The 18,638-nt window shown below is 61.8% G+C and carries 14 protein-coding genes; 10 read left to right on the top strand and 4 right to left on the bottom strand.

What is annotated here, in order from left to right; translation table 11 throughout:
- Nucleotides 1–13: 13 nt before the first annotated feature.
- Nucleotides 14–718, bottom strand: a complete 705-nt coding sequence (locus AC1DD5_RS10720) for a GntR family transcriptional regulator (protein ID WP_477521431.1) — start codon at nucleotides 716–718, stop codon at nucleotides 14–16.
- Between the two features lie 125 nt (nucleotides 719–843).
- Here AC1DD5_RS10720 and AC1DD5_RS10715 point away from each other — a divergent pair, with 125 nt between their 5' ends.
- From AC1DD5_RS10715 to AC1DD5_RS10700, 4 genes are read left to right on the top strand one after another with little or no spacing between them, the layout of a single operon-like run.
- The gene (locus AC1DD5_RS10715; protein WP_442005005.1) at nucleotides 844–1,686 is read left to right on the top strand and encodes a fumarylacetoacetate hydrolase family protein; all 843 of its coding nucleotides are present in this window, start codon (nucleotides 844–846) and stop codon (nucleotides 1,684–1,686) included.
- A gap of 2 nt (nucleotides 1,687–1,688) precedes the next feature.
- Nucleotides 1,689–3,314 carry an FAD-dependent monooxygenase gene (locus tag AC1DD5_RS10710; RefSeq protein WP_442018966.1) on the top strand — a complete coding sequence of 542 codons (1,626 nt, stop codon included), beginning with the start codon at nucleotides 1,689–1,691 and terminating at the stop codon, nucleotides 3,312–3,314.
- A gap of 26 nt (nucleotides 3,315–3,340) precedes the next feature.
- Nucleotides 3,341–5,314 carry a flavin-containing monooxygenase gene (locus AC1DD5_RS10705; protein ID WP_477521430.1) on the top strand — a complete coding sequence of 658 codons (1,974 nt, stop codon included), beginning with the start codon at nucleotides 3,341–3,343 and terminating at the stop codon, nucleotides 5,312–5,314.
- Nucleotides 5,311–6,720: a carboxylesterase family protein gene (locus AC1DD5_RS10700; protein ID WP_442018964.1), complete on the top strand. Its 1,410-nt coding sequence runs from the start codon at nucleotides 5,311–5,313 to the stop codon at nucleotides 6,718–6,720. The genes AC1DD5_RS10705 and AC1DD5_RS10700 overlap by 4 nt, the downstream gene beginning before the upstream one ends.
- Before the next feature lie 63 nt (nucleotides 6,721–6,783).
- Here AC1DD5_RS10700 and AC1DD5_RS10695 read toward each other — a convergent pair whose 3' ends face one another.
- From AC1DD5_RS10695 to AC1DD5_RS10685, 3 genes are read right to left on the bottom strand one after another with little or no spacing between them, the layout of a single operon-like run.
- A complete protein-coding gene (locus AC1DD5_RS10695) occupies nucleotides 6,784–7,701 on the bottom strand; it encodes a formylglycine-generating enzyme family protein (protein WP_442018963.1) in 918 nt (305 codons plus the stop codon).
- 56 nt (nucleotides 7,702–7,757) lie between these two features.
- Nucleotides 7,758–8,420 carry a helix-turn-helix transcriptional regulator gene (locus AC1DD5_RS10690; protein WP_442018962.1) on the bottom strand — a complete coding sequence of 221 codons (663 nt, stop codon included), beginning with the start codon at nucleotides 8,418–8,420 and terminating at the stop codon, nucleotides 7,758–7,760.
- A gap of 2 nt (nucleotides 8,421–8,422) precedes the next feature.
- Complete coding sequence (locus AC1DD5_RS10685) at nucleotides 8,423–9,988, bottom strand: sulfatase family protein (protein ID WP_442018961.1); 1,566 nt, start codon at nucleotides 9,986–9,988, stop codon at nucleotides 8,423–8,425.
- A 268-nt stretch (nucleotides 9,989–10,256) separates the two neighbouring features.
- On the opposite strand from AC1DD5_RS10685, the gene AC1DD5_RS10680 reads away from it, so the two are divergent.
- The 6 genes from AC1DD5_RS10680 to AC1DD5_RS10655 all read left to right on the top strand — a co-directional run bounded on the left by AC1DD5_RS10680 (nucleotide 10,257) and on the right by AC1DD5_RS10655 (nucleotide 18,605).
- Nucleotides 10,257–11,786, top strand: a complete 1,530-nt coding sequence (locus tag AC1DD5_RS10680) for an ABC transporter substrate-binding protein (RefSeq protein ID WP_477521429.1) — start codon at nucleotides 10,257–10,259, stop codon at nucleotides 11,784–11,786.
- Nucleotides 11,787–11,849: 63 nt separating this feature from the next.
- Nucleotides 11,850–12,791, top strand: coding sequence for an ABC transporter permease (locus tag AC1DD5_RS10675; protein ID WP_442018959.1), 942 nt, complete (start codon nucleotides 11,850–11,852; stop codon nucleotides 12,789–12,791).
- Nucleotides 12,788–14,620, top strand: coding sequence for a dipeptide/oligopeptide/nickel ABC transporter permease/ATP-binding protein (locus tag AC1DD5_RS10670; RefSeq protein WP_477521428.1), 1,833 nt, complete (start codon nucleotides 12,788–12,790; stop codon nucleotides 14,618–14,620). Before AC1DD5_RS10675 ends, AC1DD5_RS10670 begins: the two co-directional genes overlap by 4 nt.
- Complete coding sequence (locus AC1DD5_RS10665) at nucleotides 14,617–15,453, top strand: ATP-binding cassette domain-containing protein (protein WP_442018957.1); 837 nt, start codon at nucleotides 14,617–14,619, stop codon at nucleotides 15,451–15,453. Before AC1DD5_RS10670 ends, AC1DD5_RS10665 begins: the two co-directional genes overlap by 4 nt.
- Nucleotides 15,454–15,480: 27 nt before the next feature.
- Nucleotides 15,481–16,890 carry a sulfatase family protein gene (locus AC1DD5_RS10660; protein ID WP_477521427.1) on the top strand — a complete coding sequence of 470 codons (1,410 nt, stop codon included), beginning with the start codon at nucleotides 15,481–15,483 and terminating at the stop codon, nucleotides 16,888–16,890.
- Nucleotides 16,887–18,605 carry a sulfatase family protein gene (locus tag AC1DD5_RS10655; protein WP_477517725.1) on the top strand — a complete coding sequence of 573 codons (1,719 nt, stop codon included), beginning with the start codon at nucleotides 16,887–16,889 and terminating at the stop codon, nucleotides 18,603–18,605. The genes AC1DD5_RS10660 and AC1DD5_RS10655 overlap by 4 nt, the downstream gene beginning before the upstream one ends.
- Nucleotides 18,606–18,638: the final 33 nt, after the last annotated feature.

Here is an 18,638-nt window from a genome sequence, read left to right as displayed (position 1 = left end):
GGCCGGGTTGCCCTTACTCGTTGGGCAGCCCGGCTTCGGCGGCGGCATGGAACTCGGCTTCTTCGATCACATCGATCGTGCGCATGTAGTGCTCACGCAGAAGCTTGGTGGCCGTCGGAGCATCGCGGGCAATGGTTGCCTCGAGAATGGCCCGGTGCTCGGCCTCGATGTCCCGGGTTTGGGCGCGCTTGTCCGGAGCGGTCCAGAGGCGGTATAGGGCGGTAGCCTCGCCCAGGGTGGCGGCGAAGTCCTGCAACAACGGGACGGGGCAGGCTTCCAGCAGCTTTGCGTGGAACTCCTGGTGGGCCAGGAACCATTCAACCGAAATATGGTTCGGGTCCTCGGTGGTGCGGCGCGGAGTCCGCTCCAGGCGGTGGTGCACTGCAAGAAGGTCGGACTCCCAGGCAACGTCGCCCTGTTCGATGGCCAAGGTCAGGCCATACTCCTCCACGCGGCAACGAAGTTCACCCAGGCCGCGAAGTTCTTCCAGGGTGTATTCGGAGACGAAAAAGCCTCTGTTGGGGCGGAATTGCAGCAACTTTTCACCAGCCAAACGCACCAGCGCTTCACGGACGACAGTGGAACTGGCGCCGTACCGCTTGGTGAGCTCACCAACCTGGAGGTTGGTACCCGGGGCCCACTGGCCAGCAAAGATTTCGGCCCGTAACTTGCCCCGGACCACTTCGCTGATGGTTTCTGCATTCGCTTGTCGTGCCATGGCACAAGCGTACACTTACGCACTCATGGATCGAAAGAACATTATTGACTCAAGAATGCATTCTTCGTATAGTTCAAACACCGGCAAGCCCGGAGGCAATGACGCCGGCACAAGAAAGGATTCACATGCGCTACGCAAGTTACTTGAACCAAGAAGGCCAGCCCACATGGGGCCTGGAGGCCAACGGAGAACTGCTTGACCTTGGTCCCAGTGGCGCCAGCCTCAGCCCCTCGCTGCAGTCGGCCATCGAGGAAGGCCTGCTGTCAGCTCCCCTGGAGGGGGACAAGGCGCCGGTCCAGCCGGTTGAAGGAACCACCTTCCTCCCCGTCCTGTCAGCGCCCGGCAAGGTCATCTGCATCGGCGTCAATTACCGCAGCCACCGGGAGGAAACCGGACGGGACGAGCTAGGCAAGCCCACCGTCTTCGCACGCTTCTCTGACACCCTTGCTGCCCACGGCGCAGACCTGCCGATTCCCGCAGAAAGCTCCATGTACGACTACGAAGGCGAAGTCGCACTGGTGATCGGAGCCCACGCGGACCACGTCAAGCCGGAAGACGCGTGGAACTACATCGCCGGCTACGCCGCGTTCAATGACTTCAGCGCCCGCGACTGGCAGCGCCACACGGGTCAGTGGACCCCCGGCAAGAACTTCCCACTCAGCGGAGCCTTCGGCCCCTACTTCATGTCCGCCGAGGAAGTCGGTGACGTCACCGAGCTCGTGGTGGAAACCCGTGTAAACGGCGAGGTCCGGCAGCATGCCGCCGTCGCTGACCTCATCTTCGACATCCCCGCCATCATCGAGTACGTCACCGCGTTCACTCCGCTGGCTCCGGGCGACGTCATTGTTACCGGTACGCCCGGCGGTGTGGGGCTGTTCATGGAGCCGCCAACATTCCTGGTCCCCGGTGACGTGGTTGAGGTTGAGGTCGGCAAGCTCGGCACCCTTCGCAACGTCCTCGTTGCTTAAGAATGCGTGGAGGTAACACCATGGAGGACTTCGAAGTTGCGGTCGTGGGGGCCGGCCCGGTTGGACTGACGGCGGCGCTGCTGCTTGCCGACGGCGGTGCACGCGTTGTGCTGCTCGAAACCGCCACGGCGCCGATGGACCTGCCGCGGGCCATCAGCATCGCTGACGAGACCTTCCGGACGATGGACCGCTTGGGCCTCGCGGAAGCGCTGAAGACGGAATCGCTGCTGGGAACCGGCAGCCGCTACTTCGGGTTGAATGACAGGCCCCTTGCGTCGTCCACGCCTGTTCCCTCCCGCATCGGCCATCCTGCGAAGTCGCAGTTCGACCAGCCCGTGCTGGAAGAGCTGCTGTGGAACAAGGCCCAAAACCACCATGGGATTGAGTTCCTCGCCGGTGCCCAGGTAACTTCCATCAGCCAGAAAGCCGACGGTGTGAGCGTCGGATTCGACTCCGACGCCGACGCCGGCGCCAGCGCCGGCACCGTGACGGCGTCCTGGCTTGTTGGGGCGGATGGTGGTCGCAGCTTTATCCGCGAGAGCCTGGGCATCGACCTGGTGGGTTCCACCCAGCAGGAACGATGGATTGTGGTGGACTTGCTCAACATCCCCGGGGCACGCGAACCCTACGCCGAGTTCCATGGAAACGGGACCCGTCCCTACGTCCTGGTTCCGGGAATCAAGGGCCGCCTGCGGCTTGAGTTCATGCTTTTCGACCACGAAGACGCGGACGAAATGACGTCCCCGGAGAAGATCCTGGAGCTGTCCAGACCCTTCCACCCGGAGCTCCGCACCGAAGACGTCAGGCGTGCTGTGGTCTACGTAGCCCATCAGCGGCTGGCACGCACCTACCGTTCGGGACGCGCGTTCCTGATCGGGGACGCGGCACACTTGATGCCTCCCTTCTCCGGACAAGGGTTGAACGCAGGCCTGCGGGACGCCCTGAACCTGAGCTGGAAACTGCTGGAAGTGCTCCGCGGTGTAGGCACGGACCGCCTCCTGTCCACTTACGAGTCCGAACGCCGCACCCACGCGGCCAAGATGGTCAAGGTTTCACGCCGGACCGGTGCAGTAGTCATGGCCGTCGGCGCTTTCCGGACCAATCTCCGGGATATTGCTTTCCGTACGGTCAGCCTGATTCCCGCTGTGCATAGGTACCTGGGTTCGATGCGGTTCATCACGCCGCCGGACTACCGCAACGGTGTGGCCATCAAAGCAGATCGCGACGTTGATCGTCGAGTCGCAGCCTGGGTGGGCCTTGCCCTCAGCCAACCGGCCGTAGCCGATGAGGACGGATCGACGGCGCCACTCGACTCACATCTGGGGAGCGGGTGGGCGCTCATCACACTTGGGGCAGGTGTCGCCGAAACGTTAGCCGGCAGCCAGTTCTGGTCCCTGCTCGGCGCTCGCCGGATCACGCTCACGGGGAATTCCCACGCGACCCGCCGGAATCGTGATGAGCAGGTCCTGATGGATGCGGGGCGTGTTCTCGCGCTTCCCGGGTTGGCCACACGCCACACCGTGCTCGTCCGTCCCGACCGTTACGTCGCTGCCGCGTTCACCGAGCAAAGTGAGCAGGCCGTGATCAACAAACTGCGTTCATACGTCCATCCGCTGTCGCGGCCGTGACGAATCAAGGAGGAAAAATGCCGAGCATGCAGGAAATGAGATCTGAGACGATGCGGTTTGACGACCTCTACTGGCAAACAAGTGCAGAGCCGATCGTCGAAGACGACGTCGACCTGGAAAAGATCGTCGCCCAGGCGGAACTTCCTGTCCTGCTCGCCGCCCTCGCGGCGGCGCTTGGCGATACCACTTTCCTCAGCAGCGATCTGCAGCCTCCCTTGACCCTGGTGGATACCCAGCCTCATCCACACGGGGGCATGTCACCGGATCAGCAGGAACGCGCCAAGGCGCTGGCTTTGGAGGGCTTGCGCAGGCTGCGGGACAAGGAAATCACCAGCGTTGACATGCTGGAGGACGACGCAGTAGCGGACCTCCTCGGCTTCCTCACGGGCGGCCGCGAGCACTGGCACGCGTCGCTGAAGCATGAACTCGACCTCGCTGCGGACAAGGGCGGAGCTCCGCAGTGGAGTTTTGACGAGGTCGCTGACGGACGCGACTTCCCGGTGTTGATCATCGGTGCCGGGATCGCCGGAATTGCTGCGACGTACCGCTATTCACAGGCAGGTGTGCCCTTCACCGTGGTGGAGGACGCACCGACCCTGGGCGGGACCTGGGCCAAGAACACCTACCCGGGTGTCCGCCTCGATACCCCCACGTTCGGATATTCGTATTCCTTCGCCCAGCGTGGTGACTGGCCACACCAGTTCGCCGAAGGCGGAGACGTTTTGGATTACGTCCGTGACGTGGCCGAGCGTGCAGGTGTGGTGGAATCCATCGAGTTCTCCACCCGTCTTGTCCGCTTGTTATGGGACGAGGAGTCACGCACTTGGCAGGCGACCACCCGCCATAACGGCGGCCTGGAGCGGGTGCGCACCTTTGCCGCCGTCGTAAGTGCACTAGGCCAACTGGACCGGCCCAACATCCCTGACTTCCCTGGGGCTGAGCTGTACCACGGCGTGACCATGCACTCGCAGGAGTGGTCGCACGACGCCGACTACCGCGGCAAGCGCGTGGCAGTCATTGGCACCGGTGCCAGCGCTTACCAGATTGTGCCCGCGCTTGCTGACGAGGTCTCCGGGCTGGTGCTCTTCCAGCGCAGCGCGCCGTGGATGCTTCCGGCTCCGAATTATCACGACGGCGTCAGCGACACCTTCACGTGGTTGCGACGCAAGGTTCCCCACTACGCACAGTGGTACCGCCTGTGGGTGACGATTCAAGGCATCCCGGGCCGCTTGCACACGGTGACCGCCGAGGACGGATGGCAGGGTGCGCCGTTGAGTGTTTCGGCCAAGAACCAGGAAGTCCGTGAAGTGCTGATCGACCGCTTGAAGGAGCAGTTCGCCGACCGTCCGGAACAGTTGGAGACCGCCATCCCCAACTATCCGCCGGGAGCCAAGCGGATGCTGCGTGACAACGGGGTGTGGGCCGCTGCCCTCAAGTCCGAGCGCACCACCGTGGTTACCGCCGGGATAGAGCGGTTCTCCGAGAAGGGGATCATCGACAAGGACGGCGTTGAACATGAGGTAGACATCGTGGTCTTCGCCACCGGGTTCAAACCCTCCGATTACCTCGACGAGGTGGAGGTTGTTGGCCGCGAGGGTGTGGAGATCCACGATTTCTGGAAGGGCGACGCCAGGGCCTACAACGGCGTCACTGTGCCCGGGTTCCCCAACTTCTTCCTTATCTATGGCCCCAACGTTGGAGGAGTGGTGGCGGGAAGCCTGCACTTCATGATCGAGCGGGCCGTCGAGTTCTCCCTGAAGGCCGTCCACGAGCTCCTGCAGCGTGGCGCCTCCGCAATCGACGTCAAGCCGGCGGCGCTGGACCGCTTTGTGGAATGGGTCGACGCCGGAAATCGCCGGATGGCTTGGGGGCAGCCCTACGTGCGCAGCTGGTATCAAAACGCGCATGGCCGGGTTTCCCAGGTATGGCCCTACACAAACGTGGAGTACTGGGAAACAACCGAGACGGTCAAAGCGGACGATCACGAGTTCCTTGCGTGACGGTTCTGTGGATTGATATTCCCGCTGGGGAGGTCAGGGCGAGTCTTCGTGCAGGAATACTGGACGCACCCGGACTTCGCTATGGGACGGCGGGTTCGGACCCGCGGAACGGTGAGGTTTCCAGGGTGGTTGCCGGCAACGCGCAAACCCGCCCGGCCGCCTTTCCGCAGCGCCCGGGCATGCTGGACGGGTTGCTTGGCGCTGCGTTGAGCGAGCTTGAACAGAATGAGGATGCTTTTACCTTGCGGGTCCAGGCCCCTGCCGGTGCCCATGGACTGCCCGTGCTCTTCTTCATTCCTGGCGGCGGTTTCACCACCGGCTCCGGGGAGAGCCGTTGGTACGACTCGCCGGACCTTGTGCGGAACGGCGGCTTTGTTCTGGTCACAGTGAACTACCGGCTCGGAGTGACAGGGCATTTCGGCTCGCTCGGGGAACCCTCGGAATCCACCAAACCCTTGCGTGATCTTCGCGCCGCACTGGCTTGGGTGCGGGAGAACATCAGCGCCTTTGGCGGAGACCCCGGGAAAGTCACCTTGGCCGGGGATTCAGCCGGTGCTTGGTATGCCTATGCCCTGAGCACGAACCCGTCAGTGCGTGGTTTGGCAGCGCAAACCCTGTTGATCAGCATGCCCCGCCTGGCGCCACTGCCTGTAGGGGTCTGGCTCAGCCATCGTGCTGCCGTTCTTGAAGCCTTGGGGTCGGGCCCTGAGGCTGCTCGAGTTCCGGCACTTCTTGATGCCCAGGAGGCTGCAAGGGCAGGTCTTCGGCCGTTCCCGTATATGCCCGTGGAGTCAGGGGAGGCTCCGGCCGACCTGGTGAGGTATGCGGATTCGGTTCAGAGGATCCACACCGGCGCCCTGCTCATCCTTACCACCGCTGAAGAGTCCGCGGCGTTCCTGCGCAACCACCCGAGGGACCAGTTCTCCACTGCGGACGTGGACGAGTTCCTTGAGCGAACCTTCGAAGACCCTGTGCTGGCTGCGGAACGCCTGGTGACCAACGGTGAAGAGCCCGATGCTTACCTCCGGATGGTTCGAGCCGCGACATTGGCACAGTTCCGCATCTCCGCCCTGGAGATCGCCGCGCACTCACCTGTGCCGGCCCAGGTGGTCCGATTCGATCACCGAAGCAAGCTTGATGGCGCCTACGCAGCCCACTGCTTTCCGCTCGCGTTCATCTTTGACGGCACTGACCGTTGGGGGGATTCCCCGATGATGGTCAACGCCTCAGAGGCGGAAACCGCTCGGGTGACTGCTTCAATGCGGGAGCTGATTTGCCGATTCCTGCATTGCGGAGTGGCCGAAAGCAGCCGCTACGACGCCGGGGCTCCGCGGTCGTTGGTCATCGACGCTGATGGGGTCCGGTCGGAGCCGGTCCGAGAAGCGGAAGTACGGGCGTTGGGGTAGGGGGGCATTCAGGGCGCGCCTTTTCGCGAATAGGCGAGCTGGCCGTCGATGCCGTGATCGCCACTAGAGCGCCACGGTACGGAATCCGCAGTTGCCGCTGGAGGATTCAGCGGTGTTCGATGTACGGGCTGCAACCCGGTATCGGTTGCAGTAAGAATCGTGACAGAGGTAGGAACCTCCGCGCATCACTCGCCCGGTCCCGATGGTGGGACCTTGTGGGTTATCGACCGGCGAGTTCCGGTAGTACTTGGGCAGGAACCAGTCGGAGCACCATTCCCAGACATTTCCTGCCACCTCGTAGAGTCCGTAGCCGTTGGCTGGAAAAGACTTCACTGGCGCCGTTCCCAGATGACCGTCTTCGGTTGTGTTCTCGTGGGGGAACGCGCCTTGCCAGATGTTGCAGCGGTGCTCGCCGTCGGGTGTTAGCTCGTTGCCCCAGGCATACCGCTTGCCGTCCAGACCCCCGCGTGCTGCGTACTCCCATTCCGCCTCCGTGGGCAGTCGGCGCCCGGCCCAATCACAGTAGGCAAGGGCGTCATTGTGGGATACGTGGACAACAGGATGGTCAGGGATATCCTCCCAGTGTGAATCTGGGCCAGTGGGGTGCGCCCAATCAGCCCCTCGGATATTCAGCCACCAGTGTGCTCCTGTCGCGACGCCGAGGATGTCGTCCGGTTTAGCGGTGGAGAGTAGGTGGAAGACAGCGGACGAGCCAAAGACTTCGGCTTCTGAACGATAGCCGGAGTCGGCGGTAAACGCGGCGAACATCTGGTTGGTGACCGTGGTGGCGTCGATGGTGAATGGGTCCACCCGGACGTTGTGCGTGGGTGATTCCCCATCGCGTGGATACCCTTCGTCGAAGGCATCCCCCATGCTGTAGGTTCCGCCGTGGAGGGGGATTCCCTCATGCGCGGGTTTCCCGGTGCGTGGCCGCGGTGAGTCAGGGTGGGGGAGGAGCTGCGCGGGAAGTGAATCGCGCATTGGGGCGCAACAGCTCTTGCCATGACCCGCATTTGAATCGCTTGAGGTCAGAGGTATCACTTTTTCGTCTTCAGGTCTCGTTGACGGATCAGGGCCTCCAGACGCACTTCCGTCGCTTCGAGCCACGCCATCAGACTGTTGACCATGTAGAGGCCTCTTTCGCTTTGCAGCCTGATGAGTTCCTCGCGCCAATAGCGTTCCTCTTCATCTTCGTCGGGGCCGAAGTCTTCTTCTGCAAGGGCCATGACAATGAGGTGGTTTTGCCGGTGTTCGCGGCGGAAGTGGAGCTCGGTGCGAACCAATTCCAGGGCTTTCTCGGGGCTGTGTGTTCCCGCGAACCTAAGCCGTACCTGGAAATCCGGGTCCAGGGGCCGAACGGGGGGCTCGTAGGGGGAGTCAATCCATTCCTGCAGTTTCCGTCGTCCTTGGTCGGTTATCTCGTATAGCTTGGCATCGGGTCCGGAGTCTCGAGGGTCAGGGACCGGGATGGCCCATTCACGGTCCACGAGCTTGCCGAGTTGGCGGTAGATCTGCGAGGTCTGTGCGCTGTAGCCAACATAGGGGCCGTGGCGGTCAAGCCATTTGCGAACGTCGTATCCAGTCCGGGCGCTGGTGCTTAGCAAGCTCAGAAGGATCACTTCAAGGCGTCCAAGGGAAGTGCCATTTTCGACACGGGAACGCTTCGACGGCGTTACGTTTTCGAGAGGTACAGTTTCCACTTTTACTCCTGGGCCATGATTGTTGCAGCAAACCGCTTCCGCATTGCCTCTCGATCTTCCTCGCTTATGGGCACCTGGGCGTGCCAGGAGACGTGTGTCGCCGAGTTCCCCGGAGTCAAGCGTTCCTCGAGATGCTTGGCGAGGTGGCCCCGACCGGTGTTGCGGAGATGCTGCATATAGTCCTTTGGTTGATTGTAGAGGGTGGGGCCTACCTGAAGTGCCCCCTGCATCGGGTCAGGAAGTGCTCCTGGAGTTCCGGCGTAGAAGCCGAGCCATTCCATGAGGTTGGACCGCATTTGCGTGGCGAGGCCCTGATCGGCGTCGATCAGGTTCTTCGTAAGGTAGGGGTCCTCCGTGACGTTGAACAGGGACTCTAGTTCGGCCCGAAAGCAGCCTGGATGGTAGGTGCGGATATATAGGTGGTCGCGGGTCCGGACGGCCCGCTGGTACGTGTGCGCCCCGTGTCCCCAGACAAGATAAGGGCGTGAATCGATGCTCTCTCCGCGGACCGCCGGCGCATAAGACACGCCTTGCCACTTTTCCGGCTGCTGCAGTCCCAGTAGGTCCAGGATGGTCGGCGCGTAATCAATGTTGTACAGCAACGCGTCGTTGCGGGTCCCAGCTACTCCATGCTGGTCGGTGATCCCGGGCCAGTGAATGATCATGGGGAGGCGATGCACAGGTTCGGACGCAAGGCCATGCTCGGCGTAGAGGCCGAGTTCGCCGAATGATTCGCCGTGGTCCGAGGAGACGACAATGGCGACGTCGTCGGCCAGTCCCATTTCCTCGATCGAGCGGCGAAGCCGGCCGAACTCCGAATCCCAGAAATGAATCGCCCCGTCGTAGCCGTTGATGAGATGTTCGAAATCCGCCCGGGTACGGATCTCGTCCGGCATATTGTGGGGCACGCGTGACTTCCGTGGTCCTCCTGAATAGTGGAGATCAAGAGCGCTGCGCGCACCATATACCTCGGCGTGGCCATCGATGGCCTCCTGGTCCGGCCAAGCGGGAGCAGGGCCCGAAGCCGCAGCTCTCTGCGTCCACGACTCGTCCTGGAGGTAGTCAGTATGCGGGTCCCAGTAGGTGAGGTGGAGGTACCAGTTTTCCACGTCTCTATGCTTCCCGATCCATTCCAGGGCAGTGTCCGTGATCATGTCTGCCGGTTCGTCGCCCATGTCAGGGGTGACTTGGATGTTTTCCCGGAAGTTGCCCATGAAGTAGTAGGCGCGGTGACGTTCAGCGAACGATGAGACCGCGGCACAGGTGTAACCAGCCATGTTCAGTGCCTGGCCCAGAAGCGGACGGTGAGGCTGCGGAGCGTGGCCGGCGTCGAGGCGGAACCGGGCATCGTCGCCAAAGTGTCCAATTACTCCGTTGGTGATCCCATGCTGGCCGCTGGTCAGTGCGGTCCTGGAGGGAAGGCATGGGGAGTCGGAGCAGTAGTACCGGTCGAAGACCACACTGCTTTGGGCCATCTCATCCAAATTGGGCGTGATGTTCCTCGCGTAGCCATAGGTTCCGGTGTGATCGGGGCGGAGCGAGTCCACGTCCACGTAGATGATCTTCATCGATCAGTTCCCTGTCTGCTGTTGCTTACGCCGAGGTGGTCATGTTTCGTGCCCCGGCATCCTTTGATGCTCTTAGTTATAGCACTAGTGGAAATGATGGAACAGTCCCTTCCGCAGATTTAGGCAAGAAAGCTATTTCACAAGTTATATAGCTCAGGTCTTGTGTCGTGACTCACAATCTGTCATTCTCGAATTACTGCTCAATGCTGAGCGGCAGGTACTGCGGCAGAAAACGGCTGGGTGCCTCCACAGCTGAAAGGACGTAACGATGCGTTTTAAGAAGGCCGCCGTAGCAGCCACGATCGCCGCCGGGCTTGTGCTGGCTGGATGCAGCGGTGGCGGCGGGACGAGCGACGGGTCGAAATCAGCGGCCAGCCTTGTTGTCGGCAACATCATCCCGCCGGCCACCTTTGAGGCAAGGAACCTCAACTGGGGTAACCAGTCGGTCTATTTCCAGGCCGTGTACGACAGCCTCCTCAAGCCCTCACCCAACGGCAAGGACGTCGAAGCGAACCTCGCCACAGACTGGAAGTACAACGAAGACAAGACCGTCCTCACGATGAAACTGCGTGATGATGTCACCTTCACGGACGGAACTCCCTTCACGGCCGAAGTGGCGGCCCAGAACCTTCTTCGGTTCCGCGATGGAACGTCCCCCCAAAAGAGCAAGGTCGTGGACTTGGCGGGTGCCACCGCCAAAGACAAGAACACTCTGGAAATCCAGCTCAAGCAGGCAAACCCCGCGTTCGTGATCTACCTGGCCCAGGCTGCAGGCATGCAGGAAAGCCCTTCTGCTTTTGACAAGCCGGATGTCCAGACCAACCCGATTGGTTCCGGGCCGTACATCCTTAACACCGGCTCCACTGTTGTGGGGACGTCTTACAAGTTCGACAAGAATCCCAAGTACTGGAACGCTGATGCAGTCAAGTACGACACCCTGACAATCAATGTTTACAACGACGCGACCTCACTGTTAAACGCACTGCGGGGCAAGCAGCTTGATGCCTCAGCCATCAACGACGTCAGCATCATCCCCCAGGTCAAAGCCGCCGGCTTCACCGATAACGGCAGTGACCTGAATTTCGCCGGCCTGATGCTTTTTGACCGCGCCGGACAAAGCAACCCAGCGCTGGGCAAGGTCGAAGTAAGGCAGGCCATCAACTACGCAGTTGACCGTGACGCCTTCCTCAAGGCCGTTGGCCTCGGCTTCGGCAAAGTGACCGGCCAGGTCTTCCGTGAAGACTCCCCGGCTTATGACCAGCAACTGAACGACACCTACAAGTTCGATCCTGCAAAGGCCAAAGACCTGCTCGCCAAGGCAGGCTACCCCAATGGTTTCGAGCTGGCGATCCCCACCTCACCGGGATTCCCGAAGCAAGTGTGGCCGTTGCTGCAGCAGCAGCTTGGCGACGTGGGCATTAAGGTCTCCTACACCGACGTCGGACAAAACATCATCGCCGACCTCCAGGCCAAGAAATACGGCGTGTCGTTCTTCACCCTCCAGCGCGACGCGAATGAATGGCAGTTGATCAGCAACCTTCTGGCCCCGACAGCAACCTGGAACACCTTCAAATACCAGGATCCAACCGTGGATGCACTGGCATCCAAGATCCGCACCGCCGAAGGCCCTGATCGGGACGCGGCCCTGAAGGAGCTCAACAAGTACGTCGTTGACCAGGCCTGGTTCGCCCCGTGGTACACACCCACGAACTTCTTCGTCACCAACGCCAAGACCAAGGTTGAGCTCAACCAAGGCAACGCCTGGCCGAACCTCTGGAACATCACCCCCAAGGCCTAGGACCACTGTCGGGGGTCCACCGAAAGGGCCCCCGACAGCCCTACCCACTGAAAGATCACCATCATGATTTCATTCATCGTGAGAAGGCTCCTCACCGGCATCGTAATGCTTGCTGCCATTACTACCGTCGGGTTCACGCTGCTGTACATGGGCGGCGGTGACATCACCAGGAAAATCCTCGGCGAATCGGCGGACGCTCAAACTGTCGCCCAAAAAGCACACGAACTGGGTCTGGACCGTCCCGTCCTTATCCAATACGGCGACTGGGTTGTCCACGCACTTTCCGGCGACTTCGGCTATTCGTGGTTCACCGGCCAGACGGTCTCCGCCGCGATCATTTCCCGCCTGTCCGTCACCTTGTCTCTTGTCATCGGTACCGTGCTTATCGTCGCCGTCGTCTCGGTGGTGCTGGGTGTGCTTGCGGCGACAAAGCGGGGCTGGATCGATAAGCTGGCCCAGCTGCTCGCCGTCCTGGGCCATGCAATCCCCGGGTTCCTCTTCGCCGTCGGCCTGGTTCTGTTCTTTGCGCTCACCCTGGGCTGGTTCGACCCGACAGGGTATGTCCCCTTCACCGAATCACCTTCGGGATGGCTGAAGACCGTGACCCTGCCGGTGATTGCCTTGGCGCTGGGCGGCATCGCCAACGTTACCCAGCAGATACGTGGCGCCGTCATCGATGCGCTCCGTAACGATTACGTCCGCACACTGCGCAGCCGGGGCATCCCTGAGCGCAGGGTCGTCCTCAAGCACGTCCTGCGTAATGCCGCGGGTCCGGCATTGGCAGTCCTCGCCGTCATTTTCGTCGGACTCCTCGGCGGCGCGGTCATCGTGGAGCAGGTCTTCGCGATTCCCGGCTTGGGACAAGTAGCCGTGCAGGCTACAACTCAGGGCGATATTCCGCTGGTGATGGGCCTGCTCGTCGCCACCGGTGTCATTGTCATCGTCTTCAACCTCCTGGTCGATCTGGCCCAGGGCTGGCTCAACCCGAAAGTGCGTCTGTCATGACAACTCCGGCACATACCACCGATCCCGAGATCGTCGTCGTACCACCCAGTTCCACAACGGTCCCCCTGTTCCGCCGGGTTCTTCGCAACCCCCTCGCCGTAGCCTCGATGGCGTTCCTCGCTGTTGCCATCCTTACCGCGGTATTTGCCCAGTTCCTCGCTCCACACGATCCGAACAACGCCGTGATCCAAAACGTGCTGGGCCTTCCAGGAGGCGAGAACCCACTGGGCGCCGATGGTGCAGGCCGCGACGTACTGTCCCGGCTGATTTATGGTGCTCAGTTCAGTCTGGCCGGCGCACTGGTCGCCCTGCTGACCGCGATGCTCATCGGCGTGACCGGTGGCCTTCTGGCCGGCTACTTCGGAAAGTGGATCGACACTCTCTGGACCTGGGTGATCTCGCTCATGATGGCGCTGCCGACCATCATCGTGCTCCTGGCCGCACGGGCCGTGGTGGGACCATCGCTGTGGCTGTCGATGCTGATTTTCGGCGTCATGCTGTCGCCGGCGTTCTTCAGGCTCGTCTACGCCTCCGTCACTGCAGTCCGCAATGAGCTTTATGTCGATGCAGCCCGCGTCTCGGGGCTTAGCGACACCCGCATCATCGCCATCCACATCCTGTCCGTCGTCCGCGCCCCTATCGTGATCCAGGCAGCCATCGTCGGAGGTATAGCCCTGGCTGTTCAGTCCGGACTGGAATTCCTCGGACTGGGCGACATCAACGTCCCCACCTGGGGTTCAATGCTCAGCGATGGCTTCACTAATCTCTACACCTCTCCCATGCTCATCCTCTGGCCGGCACTGGCCATCGGCCTGACGCTGATCTCCCTGACCCTGCTCGCCAACAGCCTCAGGGACGAACTTGAACGCGCCAACGCACCCCGTAAGCAGGGCCGCAAGAAAGCGACCGAAGCCATCGCGACCGACGTTAAGGATACGGAAGACATCATTCGGCACGCGGAGCCGGCGGCTCCCGAAGGAGACATCGTCCTCGAAGTTTCGAATCTCTCCGTTGGCTACCCGAGCCCGGACGGAGGCACGAAAAAGGTCGTTTACGACGTTTCACTCACGGTCCGAAGGGGTGAAGTCCACGGACTGGTCGGGGAATCGGGTTCGGGCAAGACCCAGACTGCTTGGTCCATCCTGCGGCTGCTGCCCGAAGGTGGCAAGATCGTCGGCGGCTCGATCCTTTTCAAGGGGAAGGATCTGGCACAGCTGTCGGGGCGGGACATGGAAAAAATGCGTGGGCGGAATATCGCTTACATTCCACAGGAACCTATGTCCAACCTGGACCCGTCCTTCACGATCGGCAGCCAACTCGTTGAGCCGATGCGCATCCAACTACATATATCAGCTGATGAGGCCAAGGAGCGTGCATTGAGCCTGCTGGCAAGGGTGGGTATCCCCAACCCTGAACGGACGTTTGACTCCTATCCCCATCAAGTCTCCGGCGGTATGGCCCAACGTGTCCTGATTGCCGGCGCCATCTCCTGCAACCCCGATCTTCTGATCGCCGACGAACCAACCACCGCCTTGGACGTCACCGTCCAGGCAGAGGTCTTGGATCTCCTTCGGGACCTGCAGTCCGAGTTTCACATGGCGGTAGTCCTCGTCACCCACAATTTCGGTGTCGTCGCCGACCTTTGCGACAGGGTTTCCGTCATGCGCCTCGGACGGATCGTCGAAACCGGCCCAACCGAGCCAATCTTCGACGCCCCACGCCATCCGTACACCAAAGAGCTCCTCGGAGCCATCCTCAGCGAAGCCGAACCACGCGGTCCACTCGTTGCTGCCGAAAGCACCACCAGCCCGAAGGGAGCAGTTCGATGAACGAGTCACTGTTGGACATCCAAAAGGTCATCGTCGAATATCCCGGCCGCGGCTTCCGCGGCAAGCCTTTCAGGGCGCTTGACAGCGTCTCCGTCGACGTTCAGAAGGGCGAGTGCGTGGGCCTGGTCGGTGAATCCGGTTCCGGCAAAACGACGCTGGGCAGGGCAGTCCTTGGATTGGCTCCTGTGACAGGAGGAAAGGTGCTGTTCCGTGGGGAGGACATCTCCCACGCCAACCGCGCCGACCGCCGTCGGCTGGCAAGCGACATACAGGTCGTCTTCCAGGACCCCTACACTTCCCTTAACCCCTCCCTGACGGTCGAACAGATCCTGTCCGAGCCGCTCAACGTCCGTAAGGTCCCCAAGGCTGAATCGTCCAAGCGGATCAAGGACCTCTTCGACATGGTCCGCCTGCCAGGCGACGCCGGGAACCGTCTACCCCGGGAGTTCTCCGGCGGGCAGCGGCAACGCATCGCCATCGCCCGAGCCCTGGCACTCAAACCCGCGCTGATCGTCTGTGACGAGCCGGTGTCCGCCCTGGACCTCTCGACCCAGGCCCGGGTCCTGGAATTGTTCCAAGACATCCAGGAGCAAACCCAGGTGGCCTACCTCTTCGTCTCCCATGACCTTGAAGTCGTGCGGCATATCAGCCACCGCGTTGCGGTGATGTACCGGGGAGAAATCGTCGAATTCGGCGATGGGGACCAGGTCACCAGCCGTCCCCAGCACCCGTACACTCAACGCCTGTTTTTCGCCGCCCCAGTGGCAAACCCGAAGGCTCAGGCGCGACGCCGCGAAGAACGCCGCCAGTTGCTCGCCGCCCAGAACGCATAGGAACACGGACTCATAGGAACACGAACAATGGACGAAAGAGTCGACGTCGGCGTGGACGGCAAGACAAACATCCTCCTCATCACGGCCGACGACATGGACGGCAACACACCCGGCGCATTCGGAGGCCCGTACGACGCCACCCCCAACCTCGACCGGCTTGCCGGAGAGGGAATGGTGTTCGGGCGCGCCCACGTCCCCGCGGCCGTGTGCCAGCCAAGCCGCTCCGCCCTCATGACGGGGCTGTGGCCGCACCGAAACGGCGCAGAAGGCTTCGAACCCATCAACGACGGCATCGGCGTTATCAACGACCATCTGAAGCAGGCCGGATACAAGGTGGGAATTCTCGGCAAGGTAAGTCACATCCAGCCAGTCGAGCGCTTCGGCTGGGACATGGCGGCTGACATGCGCCAACTGGGCCTCGGGCGGAACCCCGAAGCCTACGGCAGCCGCGCCGAAGAATTCATCGCCGAAGCCTCCCGTGACGGTCACCCATGGTTCCTCATGGCCAACGCCCACGATCCCCATCGCCCATTCCACGGAAGCGCAGCGGAGCGTGAACTCTGGACGGCAGAGGAGCGCAGCGAATACCCCGAGCCATCAAAAGTATTCAGCGGAGATGAAGTGGAGGTCCCCGGTTTCCTTCCAGACATACCGGGAGTGCGTCAAGAATACGCCGAATACTTGAGCTCTTCGCGCCGTTGCGATGACGTCGTGGGAGCCGTACTCGCCGCACTCGATCGAACAGGAAAGGCGGATGACACCCTCGTAATTTTTATGTCGGACAACGGCATGGCCTTCCCATTCGCCAAAGCAAACTGCTACCTCCGCAGCACCCTGACTCCTCTTATCGTCCGTTGGCCTGGGGTGACCACTCCGGGAAGCAGCAACGCCGACGCCTTCGTCGACATGCTGGACCTTTTCCCCACCTTCTGCGACGCCGCCGGTGTGGCGGTGCCCGGGGGAGTCGACGGTGCCACACTGACCCCGCTCCTGAAAGGCGGGAGAGAACGGGACCGCGACCAGGTCTTCACTGTCTTCCACGAGACCTCGGCCAAACAGCGTTTCGAAATGCGCTGCGTCCAGGACTTTCAGTATGGCTACATCTGGAACGGATGGGCTGACGGCAGCGTCCAGTACCGCGCCGAGAACATGTGGGGGTTGTCCTGGCCCGCAATGCTTGAGGCAGCCGAAAACAACGAGGCCATCCGACAGCGCACCGACTTCTATCTCACCCGGGCCCGCGAAGAGCTCTACGACCTCACCGCGGACCCCGATTGCCTCAACAATCTCGCCGACCAGCCCGATCTTGAACCCGTCCTCACCCGGAAGAGGACCAGCCTGTCCCGTTGGATGACCAGCACAGGGGATCCGATGGCGACAGAATTCCACTTAGGAACCGGGCAGCCGGTTGAACACACTGCGGCAGCCACGGAATGAAAACTCCCAACGTGGTGTGGATTTCCACGCATGACATCAACCCGGACCTTGGCTGCTACTCCGGCATCTGGCCCGGCGCCGACTACGCGCACACACCCAATCTGGACCGCCTGGCGGCAGACGGGGCCCGATTCGACATGGCCTTTGCCTCCGCGCCGGTGTGTGCGCCCGCCCGATCAGCGATAATGACAGGCTGCTTTCCCAACGCCATCGGCACCATGCACATGCGCACGAAGGCCATCCCCCCGGCTGAAGTGAAGCTGTTGCCGGAATATTTTCGGGCAGCGGGCTACTACTGCACCAACAACTCCTTCACTGACTTCCAGGTAGACGTCCCGCCGGTCGTTTTTGATGAATGCAGCCCCACGGCACATTGGCGCAACCGGCCGGATGAGGATACGCCCTTCTTCGCAGCCTTCCATGGAATGACCACCCACGAGTCCCAGATATATCTCGATGACGAGTCCTTCCAACGCGCCACCCTCAACGTTGCGCGACAGGTCCGGCACGACACGTCGACTGCGCCACTGCCGCCCTACTACCCGGATACCGACGTCTTCCGTAAGGCCTGGGCACGATACGCGGACCTCATCACCGAGATGGACCACTGGGTCGGCGGTATCCTCGACCAGCTCGAGGAAGACGGGCTGGTCGAGGATACGATCGTGGTCTTCTGGAGCGATCATGGCAGAGGCATGCCCCGCGCCAAGCGCTGGGCGACTGAAGCAGGCCTGCGCGTACCCCTGCTCCTGCGGTGGCCAGGTGTCATTCAACCTGGCACGGTCAGGACTGACCTTGTCCACACAATGGACCTCGCTCCCACAATGCTTGAAGCCAGTGGCCTGCAAGTTCCTGGGCACATGCATGGTAAGCCGCTCCTGAGGCGGGGCGGCTCGTTCACTGACCGTCCAAACGCCTACGTTTACGGCGGTCGGGACCGCATGGACGAATCGGAAGACACCTCCCGGACCGTCCGCGACGAACGGTACCGCTACGTCCGGAACTTCCATCCAGACCGATCGCCCATGCCCCACATCGACTATCCCGATCACACGGCTACTTGGTCGGAGCTCAGGCGACTAAGGGGAGAAGAAGCCAGGCAACTGGCGTGCGGCGAGCTGCCCAGCCGCTTGACCGACCTTCAACGCAGCCTCGTAGCAGCGTCCAAGCCAGGGGAGGAACTTTACGATCTGGAGCAAGACCCTCACGAAACCCGCAACCTCGTCCAGGACCCGGGACACATGAAGGCGCTTGCCAGATTACGGGGAGCGCTCAAGACATGGCAGGACAGCGTTCAGGACCTGGGAATGATGCCGGAACGCCAGTTGATGGAAAATTGGCGGCCCAATGGCGAGGCTCCGGTAACAGCCACACCAACCCTCTCAATCACGGCCGAAGGAATCAGCGCTGCATGCGAGACGCCGGGGGCGTCCATCGGTTGGACAGCCTCACCCCCAAATCCGAGCTCATCACCGAGGCCCCAGGAGCAACGGAAACTCATGGACCGGGTGACAGGCAGTCCTGAGGAAGACGGACGTATATGGAACCTGTACACAGCCCCGGTTCCCTCCATGGGGACCAGTTCCGTGCGCTTCAAAGCGTGGCGTCTCGGCTTCACGGCCAGCCAAGAGGCCAGTGTGCAAGGCCGGGTGGCTGGACGCGCCCCGAAGTCCCCAGAGGGTCACCTCCACGAAGACAACAACCTGCCCCTTTGAGGCGGCGAACAACAACTTGCAGCGAAAGAAGGA

The sequence above is a fragment of the Paenarthrobacter sp. 10L420 genome (assembly GCF_056395385.1).
This window is presented reverse-complemented; position numbering and strand designations above follow the sequence as displayed.

Coding starts and splice junctions, on each gene's coding strand:
- AC1DD5_RS10720 (WP_477521431.1), bottom strand. CDS start 718: ATGGCACGACAAGCGAATGCAGAAACCATCAGCGAAGTGGTCCGGGGC.
- AC1DD5_RS10715 (WP_442005005.1), top strand. CDS start 844: ATGCGCTACGCAAGTTACTTGAACCAAGAAGGCCAGCCCACATGGGGC.
- AC1DD5_RS10710 (WP_442018966.1), top strand. CDS start 1,689: ATGCGTGGAGGTAACACCATGGAGGACTTCGAAGTTGCGGTCGTGGGG.
- AC1DD5_RS10705 (WP_477521430.1), top strand. CDS start 3,341: ATGCAGGAAATGAGATCTGAGACGATGCGGTTTGACGACCTCTACTGG.
- AC1DD5_RS10695 (WP_442018963.1), bottom strand. CDS start 7,701: ATGCGCGATTCACTTCCCGCGCAGCTCCTCCCCCACCCTGACTCACCG.
- AC1DD5_RS10685 (WP_442018961.1), bottom strand. CDS start 9,988: ATGAAGATCATCTACGTGGACGTGGACTCGCTCCGCCCCGATCACACC.
- AC1DD5_RS10680 (WP_477521429.1), top strand. CDS start 10,257: ATGCGTTTTAAGAAGGCCGCCGTAGCAGCCACGATCGCCGCCGGGCTT.
- AC1DD5_RS10675 (WP_442018959.1), top strand. CDS start 11,850: ATGATTTCATTCATCGTGAGAAGGCTCCTCACCGGCATCGTAATGCTT.
- AC1DD5_RS10670 (WP_477521428.1), top strand. CDS start 12,788: ATGACAACTCCGGCACATACCACCGATCCCGAGATCGTCGTCGTACCA.
- AC1DD5_RS10665 (WP_442018957.1), top strand. CDS start 14,617: ATGAACGAGTCACTGTTGGACATCCAAAAGGTCATCGTCGAATATCCC.
- AC1DD5_RS10660 (WP_477521427.1), top strand. CDS start 15,481: ATGGACGAAAGAGTCGACGTCGGCGTGGACGGCAAGACAAACATCCTC.
- AC1DD5_RS10655 (WP_477517725.1), top strand. CDS start 16,887: ATGAAAACTCCCAACGTGGTGTGGATTTCCACGCATGACATCAACCCG.